Source organism: Microbulbifer maximicatervae (SeqCode) (assembly GCF_056232625.1).
In genome coordinates, this window is record NZ_CP174324.1 from 2,799,091 (window position 1) to 2,825,328 (window position 26,238).

A 26,238-nucleotide genomic window follows, 5' to 3' on the forward strand; every position below is an offset into this window, starting at 1 on the left:
AGACATAAAACCTCACCTTCCACAAGCAACCTTGATTTCATATAAAATCAGGGCCATTGAAGTATAAAAAAATCACCACTTCGACACACAAGGGGTTTTAGTTTGGTCACATCGATGTGAATATTTTTTGGCAATACCCTCAACTTCAGTGAGAAGATTATCATTCAGGGTTATAGGCTTGAGCCCCATATCGATAAGCTGATCATTATTTACCAACAAATCATCTTCTGCTGACTCTTTCCTGGGGTTGTCCAAGTAGGCAATTCCCACCCCTGTCTTGTTGGAGATTAAATTTGCTAGATCCCTGATACGATGCGTCTCTGTCATTTGATTCAGAATTTTGACTCTATCGCCTATCTCTGGAGGATTTTCAATAGCTAACTGAATACATTGACAGGTATCCTGAATATGAATAAATGCCCGCTTCTGGCCACCAGTGCCATGAACGGTAAGTGGGTAATTAATCGCCGCTTGCATCAGGAATCGATTGAGGACTGTTCCATAATCACCATCATAATCAAATCGATTAATCAGAGATTTATCCCTCTGTGTTTGTCGGGTCTGGGTACCCCAAACGATCCCTTGGTGTAAATCAGTGACACGTACCTGATCGTTCTTGTTATAGAAGGCAAATAACAATTGATCCTGAGCCTTGGTCATATGATAGATAGAACCTGGATTACTAGGGTAAAGAATCTCCTGTTCACTCAAATACCCTTCAGTCTCTACCTGGATTTTTAAATATCCTTCGGGAATAGTGAGACCAGCTGTTCCATACCCGTATACACCCATAGTACCCAAGTGAATCAAATGTATATCCAATCCGCTTTCCACTATAGCCGCCATGACATCATTGGTAGCATTCAAGTTATTATCAAGTGTATAACGTCTATGCAGGACAGATTTCATCGAATAGGGTGCGGCACGTTGTTCAGCAAAATGTACAATCGCGTCTGGTTTTTCCTCTTTTAAGAGAGTGAGCAATCTCTCAAAATCCTGTCCGAGGTTAATATAAACATGCCTGATGGACATACCGGAAACTTCACGCCACACACGAAGCCGCTCAGAAAGGTGCCTGATCGGTGTCAATGAATCAACTTCAAGCTCAATATCAATTTTTCGCCGTGATAAGTTATCAACAATAATAACTTCATAACCCATCTCTGAAAGGTGGAGAGATGTAGGCCAACCACAAAATCCATCACCTCCCAAAATCAATATTTTCCTCACCCTACCCCCTAAAAACTCTTAGGAATTTATACAATTCGAATACACTAATATTTTTGTCAGCTTCGAATTAACCTACCTCATTCAAAAGTACCAACCGCCGTTAAACGAGGCCATACAGACAAATTTATTCGTTTTTTTGTGACATTGTCGTGACAATCTATATCACCATCCATATTCCTTGTACGCCACAATGAGAAAAAATGAACCACTTGTTTAAAATATCTCTCAGCAGCTTTGTAGTTGATAGTAAGTTGGGGGCTTCCTCGCCTACAGGCGCAATGATAGAACTATCTCATTGTTTCTATATTGAAATATATGGCGACAAAGATCTTTATCGCGCCATTCAAATGAATAATGCGCCAATTTTACTTTAAGCCTAAATAGATAGAGTACTCGAACGGAAACACCATTGTTTTAGAGCGATCACTCTACCCCTCTGTTAGAAGGGGAAAATACGCCAATAATGTTTTCAATAAAGCTAGACTTTTTTGACAATTATACGGTTCACATTAGTTGCACACACCCCAAAGCACCTTTCTGTAAGTAAGACAGCGATCAAATATCCTTCATCTCTGTATCTACGCTCACAAGCGCATGCTGAAATTTGATCTGGTATAACGAACTGGCACTCACCGAAGATAAGAAGTGTTTCCATAAACCCTATCTACAAAGGTGATATTAAATTCCACAAACAGATAAATTATTAGACTCCAAACCATGTGTCACCTGAAGACAATACGAATTCACAATTGGGGAATTCACTCTCAATCGAAAATAATTATAAGTTTTTCAAAATACCCATTGCCTTCAGTAACGTTAATAACCAGCACTTTTTCCTAAATCTAATGTCACAACCACCAGGAATAGGGACTTTCCGTGAAGTAGGAAAGCCTGTCACCGAAAGGCAAATATGCAAACACCTACCCTTTCAAAGGAACTTATTTATCACAAACGGCAACTAAAAAAGCCGAAAAACAAAAACATAGCCGCGTACTAGCGCGGTAGGTTATGGGCAAAATCGACACAATCGGGATCGCATTTTAGATCTTTAGGTCAGTTAATCTGAGCTTTAAAATCTGCTATCGCAATACTGTATCTCCCGTGGTCTTGACGCCTGCCATAAGTGGCAGAACAGGCACAGTTCTACCTATAAGAAGCTTGCAAGGATGCTGTTAAACCTTCACTGGATGCACTTTGCGAGATAAAAATGTTATTACCAAAATCTCTATCAATTTTTCCTTGTAGCACAACTGATAATCAGTTTTTTGGGGAATCGTGCTTAAAAGAAAAGTGGTCGAGTGTCTCCGCATCGAGTGCATTTTCGTAGAAGAACTCACCTTACGTCCGCTCAATATCAGTACCCGGAGATATAGCTGATGATACTTAAAAAACACCTGTTGCCTGTCGCTATGGCAATATCGGCTTTAACATTTAATGCCACTCCAGCGCTTGCCGACTTTGGTTCCAAGCACGATAAAAACCGAGTTCCCAAGCACGCAAGAAAAAACCAAAGACAGCAAAGGACCACTCCTTTCGATTTTAGTGAGGTCTTCGATACCGTACAGATATTGCATGCTGGGGCAATTGAAATTCACCTGGGTGGACATTTAGAGCAATCTGATCTCGAATCCATGGATACCTTGGAAGCCTATGTTCACGCTTTTGAGGAGGGCGATGAATTATTCGAGATGAATTACAACGCTCTCGACGGGGTCGGCGTAAATGTAGGCAACGGCAAAAGATTCACCAGCTTCCCTCGACCCGACTTGAAAGGGCCAAATGCATGGGCAAATGTCTTGCCCCACCGTACGACAGGCCCCAACGGTGACTCCTGTATCAGTTGTCACAACGTACCCGTGGCCGATGGCGGTGGTGGTGTTAACGATAATGTGATTCGCATGGATCCTGAGCGCAAGCAAAGAGGATTTATCGAACGTCAGTCGCCCCACTTGTTCGGTATGGGGGCTGTACAGTTGGTAGCAGAAGAAATGACTACCCAACTGCACACTCTGCGGGATGAGGCTATCAGTGAGAGCTGCTCATCCGGCACAGATACGACTGTCGCACTAACCGCAAAAGGCGTTAGCTTTGGTGAGATCTCCGTCTCCTGTGATGAGGTCAACTACGATAACGTTGAAGGTCTCGATACTGACCTGGTAGTCAGACCCTTTGAGTGGAAAGGCCTAACCGGATTTGTACGCGCATTCGTTCGTGGCGCGGCACACCAGGAATTGGGTATGCAGGCCACTGAACTGGTCGGTGATGCGGACAGTGACTTTGATTCGATCACTAACGAACTCAGTGTTGGTGACATCACCGCGTTAACTATCTACAACGCAGCGCAACCCCGTCCGGTAACAAAAATCGAGCTTAACAGCGTAATCGACTCCCTAACGGAAGAGGAGCAGGAGACATACGGCCTACCCTTAAGCAATGAGGAAATTGCCAGTATCGAAAATGGCGAAGAGCTATTTAGCTCCATTGGCTGTGCCTCTTGCCACTCCCCCGAGATGGAAGTTGCATCGCCGGTATTCTATGAGCCCTCTCAGCACGCTAGCTACCGCGATGAAACTTATCCCGCGGGCGATATAGCCGGCCTACCCAGCCAATCCCTGCAATTTAACTTGCTCACAGAGATCATGGATAACCCGCAGGAGCTTCCTTCTGGACAAACGCTGGGGCAATTTGAGGAATCGGAAAATGGCGGGGCTATAGTCCGCCTATATGGTGACCTTAAGCGTCACGATATGGGAACAGCCATGGCCGAGGAAATTGATGAAGGCAATGTGGGAGCATCAGTATTCCTTACAGAAAACCTCTGGGGCGTTGGCTCAACACCACCTTACTTACACGATGGACGCGCTACCACTATGACTGAGGCGATTGTCTATCACGGTGGTGAAGCTGAATCCAGCAAGGAACAGTTTGATGGGCTGAGTGACACTGAAAAGGCAGACCTGGTCAACTTCCTGGATAACCTGGTGCTCTATCTCGCGGAAGAATAAACGCAAGGTTAACTCCATAAACCTGAAGCGGGGCGGCCACAGGCTCGCCCCGCCTCTCTTTATCCCCTCCCTAATCGGGAATATTTCGCTTGTGCCATTCAGCCAGGGACTCTTCAGGGTAGCTTCCAAACATTTCGTCCCCCTCCCGTATATCTGGCTGCACCCAACTCGGAGCATAATCCAGCATCATGTGGCTACGCACTGGCGGTACCGGCAACTCAGAATCAATCGCAGAAACGAAGGGGTGTACCAGTTCTGGCCAGCGCGGGTCCCAAAGCCATAACGCACTGCCACACTTTGAACAAAAATGCCGCCGTGCCGGACTCTTCCCGCTACTTTCCCGACTTCGAATTCCAATTTCAGCCTGATAGACACTCAAAAACTCCTCGCCCTCCACTTTCAGGGTTTGGAAATCTGCCCCCAGGTTAATAGCAAAGCCCCCTCCTCCAGCAGTTTTTCTGCATATTGAGCAGTAACAACGGTTGAAGGGATAAGGTTGCCCGGAGTTCAAACTGAACTTAACCGATTGGCAGTGGCAAGATCCTTTGAGTTTCACAGTACTCCCCCAGACTTTTACCTTTCGTTCCGCAGGTGGTCAGAATGACGGTTTTACAAACCGCACAGATTCCTGTGCCATTTTTGTCGATGGCTGAAATTGCTACACAAATCATAAGTGTATCCGGGCTAAACTGATTCACCATCCACAATGAGACTCAGGGCGTCACACCAATGAATGAACCTATCAGGCATGATAAGTGGCAGGCTCAAGAGTACGTAAACGCCTCTGACATGCAGTGGCGCCACGCGATGGAAGCCATACATCGCTGCGATTATCGCCAGGCAGCCACTATTCTTGATGTGGGTTGTGGCGATGGCAAGGTGACCCGCTATTTAGCTGAGCGTATGACGAATGGCAGGATTATCGGTATTGATCTAACCGAGGATATGATTTGTTATGCCAATAAAAATTACGCCAATATACCCAACCTATCCTTCGAGCAAATGAGCGCAGACGAAATCCAGTTCGACTACAAATTCGACATTATTTTTTCTTTTAGTTGTTTACACTGGGTAGCGGACCAAGCTCAAGTCTGGAATAGTTTTTACAAATATTTAAAAGATAACGGTAAAGTAGTTTGTGGTTTTCAGGTTGATCATGAAAATTTCTGGGAGACTGTATACGAGGAACAAGAAACAGCTACATGGAAACCCTATTTTGAAAGTTTTCACGATCCTTATAATCACTATACGCTAGAGGAAATGCGGAACTATGCCGAAGAAGCAGGCTTCTACTTACCAAGATTCGATGAAATCTATCATGTGGAAAATTTTCAAACCTGGGAAAAGCTCACCACCTTCTTTCTATCATGGGTTCCCCAGTTCCGCCATCTAGGCCACCCAGAAAGAGAGCAGTTTGCCGACCAGGTAATGAACAAATACTATAAGAAAATCCACCCGAAAATGCGAAAGGATGCTGGGGTTAGAATCAAACGATTTATTATTGAAGCAGAGAAATAGACTCTATTCAGGCTTTCCTCGCAGCACTAACACTCTCACCTGCTGCCACAGAGGATTCTGATATGCTTTTATAAATAATAGTTGCACCAATTATTAACATAATTAACTCAATCAAGTAGTGAGTACCACTTAAAGTTAAATACACAATAGATTCTTCAGCGAATACTGGATAGATTGATACACCTAGATAAGCCAGCACCAGACTAACACACAACCAACGCTTTAGCCGCCCCGTTATCATCCGAGTCAATATAAAGAAAGCATAGGCAAAAGCAATAGATACCAATGTAAAATACGGATAGATAATATCTACCAAACTAGGCGCAAGCCCCCAGAAAATTCATCATAATTTAGTGCAATCAGGAAAGGTTTAAAAACTCAATATATTGCTTAGTAATGGCCAGGCAAGCAATCCAAAAATAAATACCCTTAGCGATTCCCTGATCACAAAACACCATTCTTCTGCAACTCTTAATCCAGAAGCAATGATCATCTTAACAAATAACTTTGCATCGAAATTGGCTACTGCCTAGAAAGTAATGAAAACCTAGAATCTAGGCATCTCATCCAAATTAACCTGTAAGCATGAAGCAATCAAATTTCTCTTGCAGAAGTTATAACCAGTCAAAGCGCTGAACAACCCTTCTTTGCCTAATAAACGCAAAGTAGTCTCTTCTAAGGGCAGCCCTTGTTGTTTCAACTTCTGCGCCTCTCCAGATAGATTAAGCAGATACTCATATTTTTTATTCAACTGCTGCCAACCATCCTCTACCACACCTCTATGAGGGCAAAGGATAACGTCAAATGAATGATCCAGGACTCCCTTTATACTTTTCATTAATGTAGGGACATCTTCATCAATACGCAGGAACTTTAAGTAGTTGGCAATAAATAAATCAGCACTAAACAGCCAGCCACGCTCAGGTAACAAATAGCAGGTCATATCCTTTGCATGCCCAGGACTAAATACTGGTAATACTTCTTCTTCACCAATGTAGACCTCCGCTGGGAGAGGTGCCACCTCCGCTTTTCCCGCAGTTCCCCAGAAAAACTTCTGCATCGGGGGAATTCGGAAGCCTTTTTTTAATATACCAATAGTCAGATCCGGGGCCACCGCCTGCACACCGGTAAGTTTCTGGATAGCGCCGGCATTGCCACTATGGTCTTCGTGGTGATGAGTCAGCAATAACTGCTTTAGCGGTGCGCTTTGTATAAACGGCTTAACATACTTCCACTGATTGCTGGGACCCGTATCAATTACGGTTCCATTGAGGCGATAAACAACAAAGGTTGTATTAACACCCATATTGACTCGGCCGACGCGAATAGCATCTAAGCCTTGATAATTAAAGGTTTCACGTACTGGCATAGCTGTGCCCTTGGATAGCTAGGCGTTATTTTTAGGCGAATGCCGTATCTTGGGGAATTGTATTTCCCATGAAAATGAATGACATATCCTTTCCGAACCCTAGACAGTTACGGAGGAGACACATCCTGACTTGCTGTAGAATACTGAAACTCGCTGGTCGAGGGTTATTCCAGTGCCACCACTTCTATTCCGGCATCGGTATAGCGCCAACGCAAATTGAATTCACACAATTGCATGCCATAAATGCGCTGAGGATCGGTCTTTTGGTATGCCGGTCTTGGATCCTGGGATAACACCTGTTCAATTAAACGGGGGAGATCTGTACCCCAGTCATCGCGGTAGGCTTTGGCTTTATTCAGAACTGGCTCGGGGATAGTAACGGGAATTTGCACTGGAGCTGCGTCAGCAAATTCACTTTGCGCATGCGTTAACGCATCCGCATAGGGAACATAGGGTTTAATATCCAATACTGGCGTACCATCGACCAAATCTGCCCCGGCAACTATCAACTCCACTTTAGGAGAGGTGCGCACCTCCAGAAGACGAACTACTGACAGCCCGATATTATTGGGACGAAAGGGCGAGCGAGTGGCGAGTACACCCAGTTTCTTATTGCCGCCCAAACGGGGCGGGCGCACTTTAGCTGACCATTGCCCAGCGGCTTGGTGAAATTGGAACACTACCCAGATATGGCTATTTTGCTCCAGACCGGCAACTGCATCTGGCGTATCCAGGGGAGGTAACAACGCAATACTGGCGCGACTGGCATCCGCCAATAGTGGCTGGCGGGGTACTCCAAACTTTTCTCCAAAGCAGGAATGCACCCGCGCAATAGGCTCTACAACCATTTAAAATCCAAACACTTTAACAAACTACTTATCAATACCGCCGACACACAGATATTTTATTTCCAGGTAATCCTCAATACCGTATTTTGAGCCCTCGCGCCCCTGCCCGGATTCTTTTACACCGCCAAAGGGTGCCATTTCGTTGGAAATAATACCCTCATTGATACCGACCATACCGTATTCAAGTCCCTCTGCAACACGCCAAATACGACCGATATCCCTGGAGTAAAAATAAGAAGCCAGACCAAATTCCGTATCGTTGGCCATTTTAATGACTTCCTCTTCAGAGGAGAATTTATATAGCGGAGCTACCGGACCGAAGATCTCTTCTTTGAACAAGTGCATTTGATCGGTGGCCCCACCCAATACTACGGGAGAATAAAAGCATTCCCCCATAGTACTGGGACCACCAGCAACTAGGGTTTGCGCGCCTTTTTGCAGCGCATCTTCCACCAGAGATTCCGTTTTCTTCACTGCTTTGATGGTAATCATAGGGCCCATGTCGACACCGCTATCAAAACCACTGCCCATGGAAAGCTGGTTTACCGCAGCGGAAAATTTCTGTGCAAATTCATCGTAAACACCTTCCTGCACGAAAATGCGATTGGCGCATACACAGGTTTGACCGGCATTGCGATATTTACAAACAATTGCGCCCTTTACAGCTTCGCCAATGTCAGCATCATCAAAAACAATAAATGGGGCATTACCGCCCAATTCCATAGAGGTTTTTTTCATGGTTGCTGCACACTGGGCTTGCAGCAATTTTCCGACAGCAGTAGAACCGGTAAAAGTAAATTTCCGCACTAAGGGATTGGCCGTCATTTCTGCGCCAATCTCCGGTGCCTTATCCCCTGCGACAATATTAAAAACACCTGGGGGAATTCCCGCTTCCTCAGCGAGAACTGCGAGAGCCAGTGCGGATAGAGGTGTTTCGGAGGCGGGTTTGGCAATAAATGGACAGCCTGCGGCAATAGCGGGAGCCATTTTGCGTGCGATCATAGCGCTGGGGAAATTCCATGGCGTTACAGAACAGGTCACACCAATTGACTGCTTGATAACCAAGAGCCGTTTATCACTGGAAGGCGGGCTAATAACATCCCCGTAGACGCGCTTGGCTTCTTCCGAAAACCATTCGACATAATTAGCACCATACACAATTTCGGTACGGGACTCTGTCAGTGGCTTGCCTTGCTCTGCGGTCAAAATAATGGCTAGATCATCGGCGTTAGCAATTATCAGCTCATACCAGCGCCTGAGTATTTTCGCTCTTTCTTTTACCGGAGTATCGCGCCAGGTAGGCCAGGCTTTATCAGCAGCTTCTATAGCACGGCGAGTCTCATCGGCCCCCAAGTTGGCGATACTGGCAACCGCCTTGCCAGTTGCCGGGTCCAACACATCGAAGGTATCGCCAGAATCAGCGTCAATCCACTGGCCATTGATATAGGACTGGTTGCGCAGCAATGCAGGATTCTTCAGCTTCAACATCGTATTCTCCTTGTGGTTTCTTCCCTGGCCCCGTCAAAAACGGGATCACTGGTACGATAGAAATCCCACAATGCCATTCCACTGTGGGTTAAAGCTGGAGTGGTGCGAAAACCGGCAGTATCCCTTGCCGGCTTACAGGTAACCTAAGTTACCGCCTCTTATTTTTTCTTCTTTTTAACAAACTTCATCAGGCGGCGTTTCTTGGCCTTCTGGCGGTCACTCAGCTTGTTCTTTTTGTCCGCGTAGGGGTTAGCACTCGTGCGGAACTCAATTTTCACCGGAGTACCGTGCAAATCCAGAGCCTTGCGGAAAGTCTTCTCCAGGTAGCGCACATAATGTGCCGGTACCTGCTCAGTCTGGTTACCGTGGATCACAATAACCGGCGGATTTTGTCCACCGGCGTGAGCGTAGCGCAATTTGATACGATGTCCGTGCACCAAAGGTGGTTGGTGCTCACTTACCGCCCACTCCAGAATACGAGTGAGGTGATTAGTGGACAGTTTGTCTGTAGCGCTCTGGTAAGCACCCTCAATGGACTCATACAGATGCCCAACACCGGTGCCATGCAATGCAGAAATAAAGTGCACATCAGCAAAGTCCACAAAGCGCAGGCGGCGCTCCAACTCGGCTTTCACATAGTCGCGATGATCCGCTTCCAGCCCATCCCACTTGTTCAGGGCAACTACCAGCGCGCGTCCCGCCTGTACTACGCTGCCCATCAGGTGCATATCCTGGTCCACCAGGCCTTCGCGGGCATCGATCACCAGCACCACCACGTTGGCATCTTCCACCGCCTGCAAGGTTTTGACGATAGAGAACTTCTCCACCGATTCCTTGATATTTTTCCGGCGGCGAATGCCCGCAGTATCGATCAGGGTATAAGGCTTTTCGTCCCGTTCATAATTGATATAGACGCTATCGCGGGTTGTGCCGGGCTGATCGTAGACAACAACCCGGTCCTCACCCAAGAGGCGGTTAACCAGGGTGGATTTACCCACATTGGGGCGGCCCACAATGGCAATCTTGATTCCGGTCGCTTCTTCGGCTTCCTCTTCAATCTCCTGCTCGGGCAGGTCCTCGATGACCCGCTGCATCAGGGAGCGAACACCGCGCCCGTGGGTAGCAGTCGTCGGGAAAAGCTCACCAATACCTAACTCATAGAAAGGTGCCAGGGCAATATCCGGGTTTACCCCATCAACTTTGTTGGCCACCAGGAAAGTGGGCTTGGAGCGGGTGCGCAAGCGCTCGGCAATCATCTCGTCGGCTGGGGTCAGGCCGGCGCGGCTGTCCACCAAAAAGAGTACGAAGTCTGCTTCTTCAATGGCCTGCATAGATTGTTCGGCCATAGCCGCATCGATGCCTTCTTCGCCACCGGAAATACCACCGGTATCGACCAGTAACAGCTTGCGCCCGTCGATCTCCGCCTCACCGTACTTGCGATCGCGGGTAAGCCCGGCGTAGTTGGCCACCAAAGCGTCGCGAGACTTGGTCAACCGGTTAAAAAGTGTGGATTTGCCCACATTGGGGCGCCCGACCAGGGCAATTACTGGCAGCATACAAATTCTGGTTTTAGCCGTATAAAAAAATACAAAAGCCCGCGCGAGGCGGGCGATTTCAACTTGCCTGCACAGCAGGCTCCATTTGCGGGCTCTAAGCCCTAAGGCGGACAGCCTGTCCGCCTCTCGTCAGTTGGCTGCGATTATCAGGAATCAGCGAGGCGTAGAGCTGATAACTTGCCGTCATCCGACAGCACAAATATCAGATCGCCATCAACCAGAATGGGGATGCGAATCGCATCACCGTCCACCTGCTCGCGGCCAATAAATTGTCCGGAATTGGGGTCCAGCACATGCAGGTAGCCTTCCAGATCTCCCACAACGACCACGTCCTGGAAGAAAGCCGGTCCGCTCAATTCGCGGCGCAATAGTTCGTTATTACTCCACTCGATCTGGCCGCTGCCCACATTGTAGGCATAGACGCTACCGGAGGCATCACTGAGGTAGACATGGCCACCACCTACTGCCACTTCGTGGTGGGTAGAGGCATCGCGAGCCCAGAGGCCGCGGCCATTATCTTTGGACAGGGCGACAACACGGCCCTGGTAGCTGGCGGCAAACACCAAATCACCGCGCACTACTGGAGCACCGTCGATATCAACTACCCGCTCCAGCTCCGCAGAGCCCTGGGGAATAGCGACTCGCTGTTCCCAGCGCTGAATGCCATCGCGGGCGTCCAGGGCCAGCAGTTTGCCGTTATCCAGGCCGGCAATCACCATACCACCGCTAATAACAGGTGCTGCAGTACCGCGCAGGGTCAGTACTGGTAAATTGGTATTGTGGCTCCACAACTCTTCACCGCTGGTAGCGTCGAGGCCAACCAGCTTGCCATCTACGGTCTGCAGGACAACCACGCCAGCACCGATCGCTGGAGCGGCAACTACTTCGCCGGAGACCTGGTAATTCCATAGCTCAGCGCCGTTTTCGAGATCCAGAGCCACAGCGCGGCCGCGGTAGTCGGAGACTACCGCCATGCCCAGGCCAGTACCCACACCACCGCTCAGATCTACATCCAGATCTGTCTCCCAGAGCTTGCGCCCGGAGCTGCGATCAAAAGCACTGATTTCACCATCGCTGCTGGCAGCTATCAGGCGACCATCGATAAGGCTCGGCTGCAGCATCGCGTAACGCTTTTGGTCAATACCGCCAATATCGGCAGACCACACCTCTTGCAGGGCAACAGTGGAGTTAATATCCACCAGTTCGACGGGGTCGACATCTTCCTTCTCGTCATTAGAGGCACAGGCAGCCAGGGCCACCGCTAGCGCCACCGCTGCAGTGCGACCCGCAGCGCGATTCAGAAATCCCATTACTCGTCTCCCTCAGATACAGGCTCGGTTTGGTTCTGAGCGTCACTGCTCTCGGTTACCGCCAGGCTTTCAGCCTTCAGGCGCAGAAGTTGGGTGTTGCCCGCTTGCTCTGGCAGAAGCTCTGTCAGTGCTTGCTCGTACGCGGCACGCGCACCGGCGATGTCACCCTTTTGCTTCAGGATATCACCACGAGTCTCAGAATAAAGGGCCGCGAATGCCGGGGGTATAGTGCCCTCGAGCAATTTCAGGCCTTCATCGGACTCACCACGGGCCGCCAAAACAGCGGCCAGGCGGCGTTTAGCGAGCAACTCCAGGCTTGCTTCACTGGTGTTGTCGAGTACCCACTGCAGCTGCTGCTCGGCAGCTTCCAGGTCATTGCTCTCCGCTGAAATAGCCGCGAGACGCAGTGCAGCCTGGCTGGCGTAGATACGTTTGGCAAAATCGTCTTTCAGCTGCTCGGCCACATTCTTGGCAGTGGTAAGCTGCTTGTTGTCCGGTTGATTGTTGTTGGCGGAGACCGCTTCAACGAAAGTCTGGTACAGGTCAGAGGCCGCTTCAGCCTTAGTGCGCTGATCTCCCTGCCACCACTGATAACCGAAGTAACCGGCCAGGGCCAGCACAACGCCAGTCACAATTCCCTTGCCATTTTCCGCCCACCAGCGCTTCAGCGTTTCTATTTGTTCTTGTTCGGTAAGATGCTCAGCCATTGGGTAATTTGCCTTTCCTGTAGATTACTAACTTTCCCGGCGGGGGCCTCCGCCTCCCTCAGTGTTTCTTTCAGCCTTGCAGCAGTGCTGCCAGCTCTTTCGGTGCCAGCGTTTGCTGCGGTTGGTCAGCGCGAAGGTACTTCACAGTTATCTGACCACTTGCAGCCTCATCTTCGCCGATAATCAGCGCATAATCGGCGCCGCTCTTATCAGCTTTCTTCATCTGGCTTTTAAAGCTTCCTCCACCACAGTGCAACTGCAGTCGCAACCAGGGCAGCTCGTCGCGCAATTGCTCGGCGGCTGTCATGGCAGCTGATTGTACATCACCAACGGCAACCAGGTAGGCATCTACCTGCTGCGAAAGGGACTCAGGCAACACTTCTAGGGTTTCTAGCATCAATACAAGACGCTCAACACCCAGGCCAAAACCCACTCCCGGAGTGGCTTTGCCACCCATCTGTTCTACCAGGCCGTCATAGCGGCCACCGGCACATACAGTGCCCTGGGCACCGAGGCTGTCGGTCACCCACTCAAATACAGTTTTTCCGTAGTAGTCGAGACCGCGCACCAACTTGGGATTGATCTCATACTTAACGCCTGCCCCGTCCAAAAGTGCCTTTAACTGACTAAAGTGGGCGGCGGATTCCTCATCGAGGAAGTCCAGTAGACAGGGCGCATCCGCCAGCAGTTCCTGAGTTTGCGCATTTTTACTGTCGAGAATTCGCAGCGGATTGCGCTCCAGACGGCGCTGGCTGTCCTCATCCAGCTGGTCACGACGCTCACTTAAATAAGTGACCAGCGCATCCCGATAAGCAGCGCGGCTCTCGGCGTTACCCAGGGAATTGAGCTGCAGGGTCACATGTTCGCTGATACCCAGCTGACGCCACAGTCGCGCAGTCATGATCAGGATTTCTGCATCGATATCCGGCCCTTGAATGCCAAACACCTCGACACCAAACTGGTGGAACTGACGCAGGCGCCCCTTCTGTGGGCGCTCATAGCGGAACATAGGGCCGAAATACCACAGGCGCTGTGGCTGGTTCAGCAGGTTGCTCTGGATTGCTGCACGCACAGTGCCCGCTGTGCCCTCAGGGCGCAGGGTAACGCTGTCACCGCTCTTGTCATCAAAGGTGTACATTTCCTTCTCGACAATATCGGTAGCCTCGCCCACCGCACGGCAAAATAACTGGGTCGACTCCAGGTAGGGAGTGCGAATTTCGGTGTAGCCGTAGCGACTAGTAAGTTCACTCAGTGTGGCTTCCACGTACTGCCATACCGGGGACTGTTCCGGTAGCAGATCGTTCATGCCGCGAATTGCGCGAAGCTGTTTCAACGCTGTTCCTTAATTTTTCACTCAATTAATTGGGTCTTGCGCAGGGAGCTGTTGCCCTCTACGCCTTGGCGATGATATCCGCTTCGCGCTCGGCCTTGGCGGCCGCCTTCTCGCGAATCAAGCGTTCTAAATCATCCACCAGATTTTCATTCTTAAACTTGCGGTCCGGCTGCCCATCCACATAGATGGCATGGCTTGGGGTACCACCAGTCAGGCCTACATCGGCTTCTTTCGCTTCGCCGGGGCCGTTGACGATACAGCCAATTACTGCCACATCCAGCGGTGTGGTCACATCTTCCAGGCGCGTCTCCAGCTCATTCATGGTTTTCACCACATCGAAGTTCTGGCGCGAGCAGCTGGGGCAGGCAATAAAGTTAATACCTTTATTGCGAAGACGCAGGCTTTTGAGCAGATCCCAGCCCACTTTGACCTCTTCTACCGGGTCTGCAGCCAGGGAAACCCGCAGGGTGTCACCGATACCGTCGAGCAGGAGGGCACCGAGACCAATCGCCGACTTCACTGTGCCGGCACGCAAGCCGCCAGCTTCGGTAATACCCAAGTGCAGCGGTTGCTCAATCTGCTGGGCCAGCTTGCGATAGGCAGCCGTGGCCATAAAGATATCGGATGCTTTTACACTGACTTTGAAGTCCTGGAAGTCCAGGCTGTCGAGGATCGATACATGGCGCAGCGCCGACTCTACCAGAGCATCCGGCGTGGGCTCGCCATACTTTTTCTGCAGGTCTTTTTCCAGGGAGCCCGCATTGACACCAATACGAATCGGGATATTCAGATCGCGAGCTTTATCCACTACGGCCCGAATACGCTTCTCTCGGCCAATATTGCCGGGGTTAATACGCAGGCAATCCACCCCCAGGTCTGCAACCCGCAGGGCGATACGGTAATCGAAGTGAATGTCTGCGACCAACGGGACATTCACCTGTTTTTTAATTTCTCCAAACGCCTCTGCGGCATCCATGCTGGGCACAGAAACCCGTACTATATCGGCTCCAGCCTGTTCCAGGCGCTGGATCTGGCCAACAGTAGCTGCTACATCGCAGGTTTCGGTGTTGGTCATACTTTGCACCGAGATCGGGGCATCCCCTCCGACCGGTACATCACCCACCATGATCTGGCGCGACTTGCGGCGGACAATGGGAGATTCAAATTGCATAGGCTGACCTGGTGGTATTACTGATAAAAATCGAGGGGAGATTATAGAGAGATTGGGCGCAAACCTACAGGGTTCGCGCCCAAACGGGGAAGATCATCTTAATCGCCGACAATCAAGCGGCGGGTGCGGCGGTCGCCAATAGGCTGGCTGTCGATAGTTTCATCGCGGTAAACCACATGGGTTGCACGGGCATTTCCCAACATCAGCTCAAATGGAGCATCTCCATCTAAAGATTTGGCACTGCCAGCGGCTTGGACCCCGGCCAGTAAAATCACACCTTGTGCGTCTTTCACCTCAACCCAGGCATCTTCATCAAAGCGAAGCCGCAAAGCGCCTTTCAGGGCCTGGTCCAGCTGGGCTACTTGGGAGGGAACAGGCTCAACCACTTTTTCCACAGAAGCAGCGGGTTTATTCTCCACCGTTTCAGCACTGCCAACCTCAAGCTGAACATCAGCAACTCCATTTGATGCTGGTGCAAATGGCTCTGAGCTCAACTCTTCAACTGCGACTTCCTGCCGCTCTACTTCAGCAACCGGATCAGCTACAACTTCACTGGCAACGGGGACTTCGGCAACCAGGTCCGCAGTATCCTCACCCATGGGCATACCGGGAATATTGACTGGAGTACCGTACTTCCACCAGAAGACACCACCTGCGAGCAACAGGGGAATCAGGGCCAGGGCACCATGTCCGCGCTTGCGCTCAGGGCGAAATGCCTCGGCTTTAGTGGTTCGCCGGGATTCACTGCGCTGTGCTGGCTGCGGCCGATCCCTATCATAGGCTTCCAAAGCCGGCTCAGCAGGAATATTCAACTCGCGACAAATATTACGGATATAGCCTCGCGTGTAGACAGCTTCTGGCTGCTTTTCGTAATTATCGCTTTCAATCCACTCAACTGTGTTATCAATAATACACAGGCGCTGCGATAACTCCTCTCGGGACAGCCCGGCCGCTTCCCGAGCCGCCAGCAAAAGATTGCCAGCGGAACCCTTAGAAGTTTGCGTATTGGATACGACCTCACCACCTTCGCAGTGTTCGGGACTACTATCCGTCATTACCACTCAACTCCTGATATTTCAGTGTCTCCGCAGAGTACGGGTACAAATTCTTCAAAGCAAGGGCGTAACTCCGCTCCTTGTCACGATTGCCAAACACCTTCTCGATACGAATTCCAAGCCACAGTGACTGGGGTGTCTGGCGATTCTTTTCACTAAATTGATCCAGGTACGCCTTGGATTTTGCGTAATCACCGGCGTTAAATTTCAGCTCAGCCATTTCGATCAACGCCAGCGGCAAATCGGAGTTCAGCGCTAACGCCCTGGCATAGGCCCCTTCCGCCTTGTCGGTGAGACCCAGACGCGCAGCCGTACGACCGTAGTTAACCAAGGCAAAAGATCGACGATTATAGGTGAGGTCTGTAGAGGCGAGCTCGAACTGCTTGAGGGCCTCTTTATAGCGCTCTTGTTTATAGAGAAAAACGCCGTAATTAGTGTGAGCCATGGAAAACCCGTCGCTATAGCGCAAGGCTTTCTTGAAGTGAGATTCCGCAATATTCAGCTCACCATCCGCTTGATAAAGCAGTGCCAGACCGTGATGTGCCAGTGGGTTTTTTTTACCCAATTCCAAGGCGCGGTTAAAATGACGGCGGGACTGCTCCCGGTTGTTCGGGTCCCGCAAATAGCGAATCCCCAGCTGAACATGGGTCTCCAATGCCTTATCCAGATCAACTTCCTTGCGCTCGGGTCCCCCAGAGGTTACACACCCCCCCAGCAGGGTACCGAGCAGTACCAGGAGCGACAGGCTCTTAAATTTCGCGGACACTACATCACCTGTATCTTTATTTTTCACTTATCGGCCCAGCGAGATTGCGCGGGTGTCACCAATACACCAATGAGTGCTAACGCCAATCCCTGGACAAAGCAAGCCCGCAAAACACAGCAAAACCCAACATCGACCACCGGCATCCACTGGCAGTGGTAAAAGTACATATCGGTATTTTGTGTGAGAAATCTGATTCCGCCTCAGCTGGCACTTTCCAAATCCCTATACTGCCGGAAAGCCTTGCCAGTTGCAGCCCTAAAACCCAATCAATTCCATTTAGTGATGACTTTGTCGAGTATTGTCAATCCGCCAGTACCGGTGTACCGGCGGAATAAGTAAAAAGGGCTTAGAAGAGTTAGAGTTGATTACCTTCCTGGTCAACCGCATCCAGCTGCATGCCATCTGGACCAGTGTCCCGCGGCGGAATCAATGACTGGACTGCATTGGAGTCAGTATTTGCCGCATCTGGATCAGTTAGGGTTTCGAGGAACGCTACCAGTAAATCAACCTCCTCGTCGTCCAAATTCACAGCGCCGTCGCCATTTTCAGCCAACAGTGCTTCAGTCAGTGCCTGGCCATTGGGCGCAACTTTCGCGGCACACTCATCCACCTCTGCAAACTGATCCAAATCGCACATCTCACTGTTGGTGAAATACTGGGAAACAGAGTCGGCTCGACCAGTGTAGTGTTCGACATTTCTTTTCAATGTACCGAACTGACCTGCGTGTCCCCAGGGGCCAGTGAGCGCCACATTAAGCAGCGTTGGCGTGCGGAAGCTGCCGCTTCCATTACCACCCAAGTCAGCACCACTGCCACTCTCATCTTTACCAACACCAATCTGTGGATAACTGACAGCTCTCAACCCTTGATTAGAGAAAAAGGCTCCTGAGTGGCAATTTGTACACCCTGAATTTCGTGTCATAAAGGTAATTGCCCCTCGCTTTTCATCGTTATTGAGGGCCGCAAGGTCTCCATCAACATAATCAAAGAAGGGGTTATCGATAAAAATTTGCACCGCTTCGTAAGAGGCAATTGCCTCTGCAATTCTGCTGAAGTTAATTGCCGAATCGCCAAATGCTGCGGTAAACATTGCACCCCACGAGTCCTGGGTTAATTTTTCAGCGAGAATATCCTCACGATAATCAGTAAAACCATCATCGCTGGTATCGTCGTAACCGAACTGGGTGATATCCCCCATCTCAGCAGCTTCTGTGACCGGGAAGTGGGCTTGGGCCATCATCAGTGCGAGGGTACCAGTACCCACGGCCGCCTCTGTGTTGCGAGTAACATCCCGGGAGTCTGTCCTGAGCCCGCCATTACCATTGATCGCCACTCGGTTATCCCAGAACAAGCCATTATCCCAAAGGGCTACATTGCAGATAGGCTGGGCATTTCGCGGTACCAGCGGAACTTCATTCTGGCCGTCGGAGCGACCGGGACCGACTAATTCAGCATCAACGGGATCAACACCAACTGGCATGGACAGGTCATCACCACCACAACCTATTGCCGGGTGGTGGCAGGAAGAACAAGATGCATCACCATCAGCGCTCAGGTTTTTATTGTGAAACAAGCGCATACCCAGCTCTACCATGGCAGGGTCCTGTTCACTTCTGACCCGGGCAGCAAAGGCGCGCATATCTTCCAACTGCTCGGCCATGCCAACGTCATCCAGCACTGCCTGTAAGCAGCTATCGAGACTGCCATCAGCAATATTGACCGCTGAACGCGCATTTTGACATTCATCAAAATCGGAAATTCGGCTATCAGAACCGTCTGCATCAGAACCATTACTGAGGCCGTCATTAGTATTATTTACCAATGTTCTGGCAGTGACGCTGGCGGTCTCATCTTCGCTGTCGACATCGCCGGTGGTTACTGAGTAGGTATATTCAGTGTCTGATGAGAGACCTTCATCGACATAGTATCCGCTAGTCGTCTCAGCAACTCGTTCGCTGCCACGATAGATAACATAGGTCGCACCGGTGCTTTCCCAGGAAAGACCAATGCTGGTACCGGAAAATGCGTTGCCGATCAGTTCTGCAGGAATAATTCCCTGACCTGAGCCTGTATCGCCATCGCCATCGCCATCGCCATCGCCATCGCCATCGCCATCGCCATCGCCATTATCACCTGAACCAGAATCACCATCACTGCCAGTATCAGAAGTTTCAGTAGGTGTGTCATTGTCACTACTTGAGGAACCACCTCCTCCGCAACCCACCATCACAAGAAATAGAGGTAGGACCAGCAGCTTTACCAGAGCCGTTAGCGATAGTGTGATTTGATTTTTATCAACATTCATAGTTCTTGACCTGCCCGTCAATGACCTTTTCTTATTCCGAGTTCTGGACAGCAAATACAGACCTAAGTGCCAGCGCTGGCATCAAAGGGTAAGGAAACACTTACTATATCTAAGAATAAATTCTGCGTTGCAACCTAATGAAAGATCTAGGGAGCCTCGCAGTGATTGCGGACCGTCCTGAAAATCAGCGGCATTGCGAAAATACCCAGTTACTCCCAGGGCCTACTGTAATGACTTAAAACAGGAATAACTGCTAATAAGGTCGCAGTAAGCTACTACATCCGTTCTCATAGTCAGAAATTTAATAAAAATTAGTAGTTTCAGTGTTTAATTAAGAGAATATGTAAATTCAATCAATGAAATTTGGGCGTTAACATCCAAATCCCAATGAAAATATTTTTGCGCCGTTGAATCAGAGGTGGGAAAAGCAAGAAGAGTTTGTAAGAACAAACTGTATCAGGATTGTTTCAGATAGATTAAAAAAAGCTGCCGGAAATAACCGACAGCTTTTTAGCGGTGACTACCGGCAAATAGCCGGCTAATCCAACTTAGGGGAAACGCAAAGCGCTCTTGACGCAACCATTTCCCAAAGAGTTATGGAATGAAGGCTATAAACTTTCACCATCGCTATCTTTTGCATCTAACTGCTTTCCATCTGGTCCACCATCCCGAGGAGGAATCAGAAACTGAATCTCATTAGAGTTGGTATTCGCGGCCTTGGGGTCAGTAAGAGTCCCCAGAAATACCACTATAAGGTCCATCTCTTCTTCGCTCAGGCGATTTATACCCCCACCCTCATTTCCATCTAAGATCGCCTGAGAGTGTGCCAAACCATTGGGAGCCAATTTACTGGCGCAATTTTCAAGATCCTTGAATTGAGCGAGATCACACATCTCACTATTTTCAAAGTACCTGGAAATGGAGGCTCCATGATCACTGTAGTGTTCAACATTTCTCTTCAGCGTGCCAAACTGCCCGTTGTGCCCCCAGGGACCAGTGATCGCCACATTCAGTAAGGTCGGTGCCCTGAATGCTCCGAACCCTAAGGAACCCTCTCCACCCAGATCTTCCCCACTGCCACTCTCATCGGTTCCTATACCTATCTGCGGATAATTTGCAGCCATCAAGGCTTCAGACGTGAAGAAAGCTCCCTTGTGACAGAACGTGCACCCAGCATCCTTCGACATAAAAGTAATAGCACCACGCTTTTCCTCTACATCGAGCGCTTCCAGGTTACCGCCCACATAGTCAAAGAAGGGGTTATCGATAAATATTTGCACGGCCTCATAAGCTGCGATTGCTTCAGCAATGCGACTGAAATTGATTTCAGAATCCCCAAAAGCAGACGTAAACAGCGGAGCCCAAGCTTCGACATCCAAATTAGCCGCTAATATATCTTCGCGGTATGCAGTGAAATTCTCATCGACAGAATCATCGTATCCAAAGTCCGCGATGTCACCCATTTCTGGCGGGGCCGTTACCGGGAAATGCGCCTGCGCCATAAGTAGGGCTAACGAACCAGATCCCACAGCATCATTCGTATTATCGGTAACATCTCTTGAATCCGTACGGAGAACGCCATTCGGGCTCAGTGAGACCCGGTTATCCCAGAACAGTCCACGAGACCATAGTGACGCATTACAAATAGCCTGTGAATTTCGCGGCACTAAAGGCACTTCGTTAGTTCCATCAGATCGACCTGGCCCGAGCAAAGCGGTATCTACAGCATTCACTCCAACCGGCATCGAGAGGTCATCTCCCCCACAACCAATCGCAGGGTGGTGACAGGATGAACAAGAAGCATCTTGATTAGCACTGAGAGACTTGTTGTGGAACAGACGCATACCCAGCTCCACCTTGGCGGGGTCCTGCTCACTGCGGACCCGTGCGGCAAAAGCCCGAATATCTTCGACAAGAGAAACCATGCGATTGTACTCGAGCATGGCTGCCAAACAATTGTCCAAGTCCTCTTCGAGTAGATCTAGTGCCGTCGCGGTATTTTTACACTCTGCAAACGTTGAGATACGCTCATTTAAAACATCATCTTCTGTACCGTTATTCAGACCAGCATTGGTGTCATTAACTAATGTCTTGACCGTAACCTGCGAAGTTTCTGATTCGTTTGCAGCATCAACCGTACTGATAGAGTAAACATATTCGGTGTTAACTGAGAGGCCCTGTTCGACATAATAGTTATTGCTGGTTTCCGCGACCTTTTCACCGTTTCGATAGATAAAGTAAGTCTCACCATCTCTTTCCCAGTTAAGACCGATACTGGTTCCCGAGTGGGCATAGCCAATTAGCTCAGCGGGTTCACCGGCTTCTTCAGGCTCAGGATCAGGATCGGTGCCCGTTCCTGAGCCAGAACCGGAACCGGAACCGGAACCGGAACCATCATCACCCTGAACGGTATCTGCAGGCGAATTATCCTCACTACCAGATGACCCGGAGCCACAACCAACTAACAGCAAAAACAGCGTGAGGAAAAAGAGTCTAAGTAGGACTCTGGGAAAGACTTTTTGATCGAACTTCTGAGCACTCATAAGAATCCTAGTGGTCCCTTCCATATATTTTTAATAGTTCATAGGTGATAACGCGACACCAATAGATTTGGTTGACCAATTAAGGAAGAAATGTGAACAAAAGTCCGGAGTGAATCCCGAAGGGAACGACCAACTCACCAAAATTTCAGGGGATAGAGTTTTTTTTCCAGCAACAACTGACTAAAAACTTCGCAATCCAGACGATGACTTATACCTAACCCTGATCGCAGGAATTCACTCTCGGATCAACTTCGGCCTGGCTCTGGAAGCAAAGTAAGAGTGAAACTGTCGTGAATTTTAAGGCATAAGGTGGTTGCCTGAATGATGAATGCGAATAAAGGTCGCTAATGAAGAGTTGGCATCTCACCAGTAAGTCAATATTAGTGAGATGCTCAAATAAAATGCAGGAATATTATAGTGCGTTGCCGTCCTGATCCCAGGCATCCAGCTGCATTCCATCGGGTCCGCCGTCACGGGGAGGAATCAGGGATTGGGTTGCATTTGAATTTACATTCTCTGCATCCGGGTCAGTGAGCGCCTCAAGAAATGCCGCTAACAGCTTCACTTCATCGTCGTCTATCGGAAGTGCTGCATCACCATCTATCTCCAGAATTGCCTCGGTCAACTCCAGACCATTGGGCGCAACTTTCGCTGCGCAGTCTTCTAGCTCAGCAAACTGATCCAGGTCGCACATTTCACTATCTGCGAAATACCGGGATACCGAATCCGCTTGCCCGGCATAGTGCTCAATATTTCTTTCTAAGGAGCCAAACTGCCCGGCGTGCCCCCAGGGACCAGTAATGCCTGCATTGAGCAGTGTTGGAACACGAAAGCCACCGAGTACTGCCCCTCCCCAATCAGCGCCATCATCCTCTTTTCCGACACCAATTTGAGGATAGTTAACGACCCTCAAACCCTGGTTAGTAAAGAAGGCGCCCGTATGGCAAGCAGTACAACCAGAGCCTGGCGTAAAATAAGTAATTGCTCCCCGCTTCGCATCGTCATCCAGCGCTGTCAGGTCACCGTCGATATAGTCAAAGAAGGGATTATCAATAAAAATATATACCGCTTCATAGGCAGCAATCGCCTGTGCGACCCTACTGTAGTCAATACTGTTGTCTCCATAAGCGGCAGCAAATAAGGGGCCCCAGGACTCCTCATTGAGCTTTGGTATAAGATATTCCTCACGGTAGTCAGTAAGGTCATCGTCGCTACTTTCGTCGTAGCCAAATTCAGAAATATCCCCCATCTCAGCAGCATCTGTCACCGGAAAATGGGCTTGGGCCATCATAAGTGCCAAAGTATCGGTACCAACCGCCGCTTCAGTATTATTGGTTACATCCCTGGAGTCTGTTTTAAGGCCACCGTCGCTCGTGAAAAGAACGCGGTTGTCCCAGAATAATCCATTATCCCAGAGCGCCACATTACAAATAGGCTGGGCATTGCGTGCAACCAACGGCACTTCGTTTTCACCATCGGAACGCCCTGGGCCAAGCAAATCGGGATCAACGGCATTAACCCCAACAGACATGGAAAGATCATCACCAGCGCAGCCTATTGTCGGGTGGTGGCAAGAAGAGCAGGCGGTATCACCGTTAGCACTAAGACTTTTACTGTGGAATAACCGCATACCCAACTCAACCATCTCCGGGTCTTGCTCACTTCTAACTCGAGCAGCAAAAGCGCGCATATCCTCCAATTGCTCTGCCATTCCCACTTCATCCAGCACAGCCTGCAAGCAACTGTCGAGACTACTATCGTCAACATCTACGGCTGAGCGCTCATTTTGACATTCATCAAAATCAACAATGCGCTTTTCAATGGCCTCTGCTTCAGTACCATTGCTCAGGCCATCATTCGTGTTATTAACCAGTGTTTTTGCAGTAACACTATTAGTATCACTATCAATACTCCCCACACCGACCCAATAACTATATTCAGTATTAACTGAGAGGCCTTCATCCACGTAATGGTTATCTGTAGTTTCTGCGATCAATTCGCCATCGCGATAGATGCTGTAGGTCTCTTCAGAGTCCTCCCAGGAGAGCCCTATGCTGGTGCCGGAGAAGGGATTTGCAATCAGTTCAGCAACCAAGATCCCCTGCTCTGAATCGGATTCATCATCTGACCCAGTATCACCATCCGAACCACCATCCGAACCACCATCAGTATCACCGTCCGAATCGTCACCATCGTCTGAGCCAGAGCTATCCCCAGAGCCGCTATCATTTTCAGTAGTTTCTGTCGGTGAATCATCCTCACCGCTAGAGGAACCACCTCCCCCACAGCCCACCATAAATAGAAATAAAGAAATGAACAGCAGCTTATTCAGCGCTACAAGCAATTGGGTTAATTGGTTTTTTTCCGCGTTCATAATGTTCGAACAGTCCCGTCGATAACTTTTCTTTTCCTAAGCCAGGCAACTCAGAGAACTCCATGCACTTCAACTCTCAACACAGCTGTGCAAGCATTTCTACACTTTGTTTTTCCTGAACCTAAGCACGCTGTAACAGCTCCAGGCCAAATGAAAATGACTGGATAGCACGCTATAGCGTCATAATGTTTTGATGGATGTTGGAGATACGGGTGTAGCTACTGCAAAGATCCAGTGCCAGACGGTCTAGTGAAGACCTCTCTCCAATGGCCAGCTATTTCATTCAAAGTCAAAATGTTGCAAGCAAAATGCAAATTAAAAAAATATGATCGTTTTGACCTAATCTCATGCATATATCCAACGCTCCCTTCCCGGGTAAATTTTCCTCGAGCGTTAAACGTTAGATAAAGCAATTTCGTTGACACGAAAAATAGAATAGAAAGGAACTTTTAGGCTGAACAGAGTTTTTTTGAGAAGGGGAAAATCGAAGCCAATAGGCTGCCAACAATTTGGCAACCTATACAAAAAATTACCAGCGACTAGTTAACAATACGAACGGGGCGCTCTGCATTGCGGTAGCGCTCGGAGCGGCGGGTGCGGTCGTTAACACTGCCCGCCAACTGACCACAGGCCGCATCAATATCATCGCCGCGTGTAGTGCGCACAGTTACTGTATAACCTTTATCGAGCAAAATCTGCTGGAAGCGACGCAGTGCGTTATTACTCACTCGCTGGTAGTCGGACAACTCAAACGGGTTAAAGGGAATCAGGTTAATTTTCACCGGAATCTCTTTAAGCAGCTCTGCCAATTGCTCAGCGTGCTCCGGGCGGTCGTTAACCTCGCGCATCAGCGTGTATTCAATAGTCATTTTACGGTGCGTATCCGGCATGCGATCGATGTAGCGCTTGGCGGAATCCAGTAGCACCGCAATAGGGTATTTTTTATTGATCGGCACCAACTCGTTGCGCAATTCATCGTTGGGCGCATGTAGGGAAATCGCCAGGCTCACATCGGTAACATCAGCGAGGCGGTCCAGTGCGGGCACTACACCGGAGGTCGACAGTGTGACACGGCGCTTGGAAATACCGTAGGCGTTGTCTTCCATCATCAGGTTCATGGAATCGACCACATTGTCGAAATTGAGCAGCGGCTCACCCATGCCCATCATCACCACGTTGGTAACCTTACGCGGTCCTTTCGGGTCCAATTGACCGAAAGATTTACAGGCAATCCAGACCTGCCCGATAATTTCTGCCGCCGTTAAATCGCGGTTAAAGCCCTGCTTGCCAGTTGCACAAAAGCTGCAATCCAGGGAACAGCCCACCTGGGAGGAGACACACAAGGTGCCGCGATCGCCATCGGGGATATAGACAGTCTCGATAGCATTGCCACCGGAGACTTTAATTAACCATTTCCGTGTGCCATCGGCGGAATCCCACTGATTCAATACTTCTGGGGCACGGACTTCGGCCACTTCCGCCAGCTTTTGACGCAGGGCCTTGCTGACATTGGTCATCTCAGCAAAATCATCAACCCCGTTCTGGTGAATCCACTTTAAAACCTGAACAGCGCGGAAGCGCTTCTCGCCCAATGATTCAAAAAAGGCGGCCAGCTTTTCTACCGAAAGGCCGAGCAGGTTGGTTTTCTCTGTGGTCATTC

At 49.5% G+C, this 26,238-nt stretch carries 20 protein-coding genes; 3 read left to right on the forward strand and 17 right to left on the reverse strand.

Annotated elements, in window-relative coordinates; translation table 11 throughout:
- Positions 1-72: 72 nt before the first annotated feature.
- The gene (locus ACJJI6_RS12255; protein WP_475710637.1) at positions 73-1,230 is read right to left on the reverse strand and encodes an NAD-dependent epimerase/dehydratase family protein; all 1,158 of its coding nucleotides are present in this window, start codon (positions 1,228-1,230) and stop codon (positions 73-75) included.
- Positions 1,231-1,430: 200 nt separating this feature from the next.
- Between ACJJI6_RS12255 and ACJJI6_RS12260 the strand changes: the two genes are divergently transcribed.
- Both ACJJI6_RS12260 and ACJJI6_RS12265 read left to right on the forward strand, forming a co-directional pair.
- Positions 1,431-1,604 carry a hypothetical protein gene (locus ACJJI6_RS12260; RefSeq protein ID WP_475710639.1) on the forward strand — a complete coding sequence of 58 codons (174 nt, stop codon included), beginning with the start codon at positions 1,431-1,433 and terminating at the stop codon, positions 1,602-1,604.
- A 1,002-nt stretch (positions 1,605-2,606) separates the two neighbouring features.
- The gene (locus ACJJI6_RS12265; RefSeq protein ID WP_475710641.1) at positions 2,607-4,235 is read left to right on the forward strand and encodes a di-heme oxidoredictase family protein; all 1,629 of its coding nucleotides are present in this window, start codon (positions 2,607-2,609) and stop codon (positions 4,233-4,235) included.
- 70 nt (positions 4,236-4,305) lie between these two features.
- Here ACJJI6_RS12265 and ACJJI6_RS12270 read toward each other — a convergent pair whose 3' ends face one another.
- Positions 4,306-4,791, reverse strand: coding sequence for a GFA family protein (locus tag ACJJI6_RS12270; RefSeq protein WP_445354986.1), 486 nt, complete (start codon positions 4,789-4,791; stop codon positions 4,306-4,308).
- A gap of 173 nt (positions 4,792-4,964) precedes the next feature.
- On the opposite strand from ACJJI6_RS12270, the gene ACJJI6_RS12275 reads away from it, so the two are divergent.
- Positions 4,965-5,753, forward strand: coding sequence for a class I SAM-dependent methyltransferase (locus ACJJI6_RS12275; RefSeq protein ID WP_475710643.1), 789 nt, complete (start codon positions 4,965-4,967; stop codon positions 5,751-5,753).
- A gap of 7 nt (positions 5,754-5,760) precedes the next feature.
- Here ACJJI6_RS12275 and ACJJI6_RS12280 read toward each other — a convergent pair whose 3' ends face one another.
- The 15 genes from ACJJI6_RS12280 to rlmN all read right to left on the reverse strand — a co-directional run bounded on the left by ACJJI6_RS12280 (position 5,761) and on the right by rlmN (position 26,236).
- Positions 5,761-6,069, reverse strand: a complete 309-nt coding sequence (locus ACJJI6_RS12280; RefSeq protein WP_444939859.1) for a hypothetical protein — start codon at positions 6,067-6,069, stop codon at positions 5,761-5,763.
- Positions 6,070-6,300: 231 nt separating this feature from the next.
- A complete protein-coding gene (locus tag ACJJI6_RS12285) occupies positions 6,301-7,122 on the reverse strand; it encodes an MBL fold metallo-hydrolase (protein WP_445363412.1) in 822 nt (273 codons plus the stop codon).
- 164 nt (positions 7,123-7,286) lie between these two features.
- Entirely contained in the window at positions 7,287-7,970 is a 684-nt protein-coding gene (gene tsaA, locus ACJJI6_RS12290; RefSeq protein WP_444914571.1) for a tRNA (N6-threonylcarbamoyladenosine(37)-N6)-methyltransferase TrmO, read from the reverse strand.
- A gap of 24 nt (positions 7,971-7,994) precedes the next feature.
- Entirely contained in the window at positions 7,995-9,458 is a 1,464-nt protein-coding gene (locus tag ACJJI6_RS12295) for an NAD-dependent succinate-semialdehyde dehydrogenase (protein WP_445363411.1), read from the reverse strand.
- A 158-nt stretch (positions 9,459-9,616) separates the two neighbouring features.
- Positions 9,617-11,014 (reverse strand): ribosome biogenesis GTPase Der, encoded by a 1,398-nt coding sequence (gene der, locus ACJJI6_RS12300; protein WP_413664566.1) that lies wholly within the window; start codon positions 11,012-11,014, stop codon positions 9,617-9,619.
- Positions 11,015-11,160: 146 nt separating this feature from the next.
- A complete protein-coding gene (bamB, locus tag ACJJI6_RS12305; protein ID WP_282934067.1) occupies positions 11,161-12,324 on the reverse strand; it encodes an outer membrane protein assembly factor BamB in 1,164 nt (387 codons plus the stop codon).
- Positions 12,324-13,031 (reverse strand): YfgM family protein, encoded by a 708-nt coding sequence (locus ACJJI6_RS12310; protein WP_444895038.1) that lies wholly within the window; start codon positions 13,029-13,031, stop codon positions 12,324-12,326. Before ACJJI6_RS12310 ends, bamB begins: the two co-directional genes overlap by 1 nt.
- A gap of 70 nt (positions 13,032-13,101) precedes the next feature.
- Complete coding sequence (hisS, locus tag ACJJI6_RS12315; protein WP_282934069.1) at positions 13,102-14,364, reverse strand: histidine--tRNA ligase; 1,263 nt, start codon at positions 14,362-14,364, stop codon at positions 13,102-13,104.
- 58 nt (positions 14,365-14,422) lie between these two features.
- Entirely contained in the window at positions 14,423-15,535 is a 1,113-nt protein-coding gene (gene ispG, locus ACJJI6_RS12320; RefSeq protein WP_444926858.1) for a flavodoxin-dependent (E)-4-hydroxy-3-methylbut-2-enyl-diphosphate synthase, read from the reverse strand.
- Between the two features lie 98 nt (positions 15,536-15,633).
- Positions 15,634-16,590 (reverse strand): RodZ domain-containing protein, encoded by a 957-nt coding sequence (locus ACJJI6_RS12325; protein ID WP_475710645.1) that lies wholly within the window; start codon positions 16,588-16,590, stop codon positions 15,634-15,636.
- Positions 16,580-17,356, reverse strand: coding sequence for a type IV pilus biogenesis/stability protein PilW (gene pilW / locus ACJJI6_RS12330; protein WP_444926856.1), 777 nt, complete (start codon positions 17,354-17,356; stop codon positions 16,580-16,582). The genes ACJJI6_RS12325 and pilW overlap by 11 nt, the downstream gene beginning before the upstream one ends.
- A 355-nt stretch (positions 17,357-17,711) precedes the next feature.
- Complete coding sequence (locus ACJJI6_RS12335) at positions 17,712-19,661, reverse strand: cytochrome-c peroxidase (protein ID WP_475710647.1); 1,950 nt, start codon at positions 19,659-19,661, stop codon at positions 17,712-17,714.
- Positions 19,662-20,269: 608 nt separating this feature from the next.
- Complete coding sequence (locus ACJJI6_RS12340) at positions 20,270-22,204, reverse strand: cytochrome-c peroxidase (RefSeq protein WP_475710648.1); 1,935 nt, start codon at positions 22,202-22,204, stop codon at positions 20,270-20,272.
- A 412-nt stretch (positions 22,205-22,616) separates the two neighbouring features.
- Positions 22,617-24,578: a cytochrome-c peroxidase gene (locus ACJJI6_RS12345; protein WP_475710649.1), complete on the reverse strand. Its 1,962-nt coding sequence runs from the start codon at positions 24,576-24,578 to the stop codon at positions 22,617-22,619.
- A 539-nt stretch (positions 24,579-25,117) separates the two neighbouring features.
- Entirely contained in the window at positions 25,118-26,236 is a 1,119-nt protein-coding gene (gene rlmN, locus ACJJI6_RS12350) for a dual-specificity RNA methyltransferase RlmN (RefSeq protein WP_444892905.1), read from the reverse strand.
- Positions 26,237-26,238: the final 2 nt, after the last annotated feature.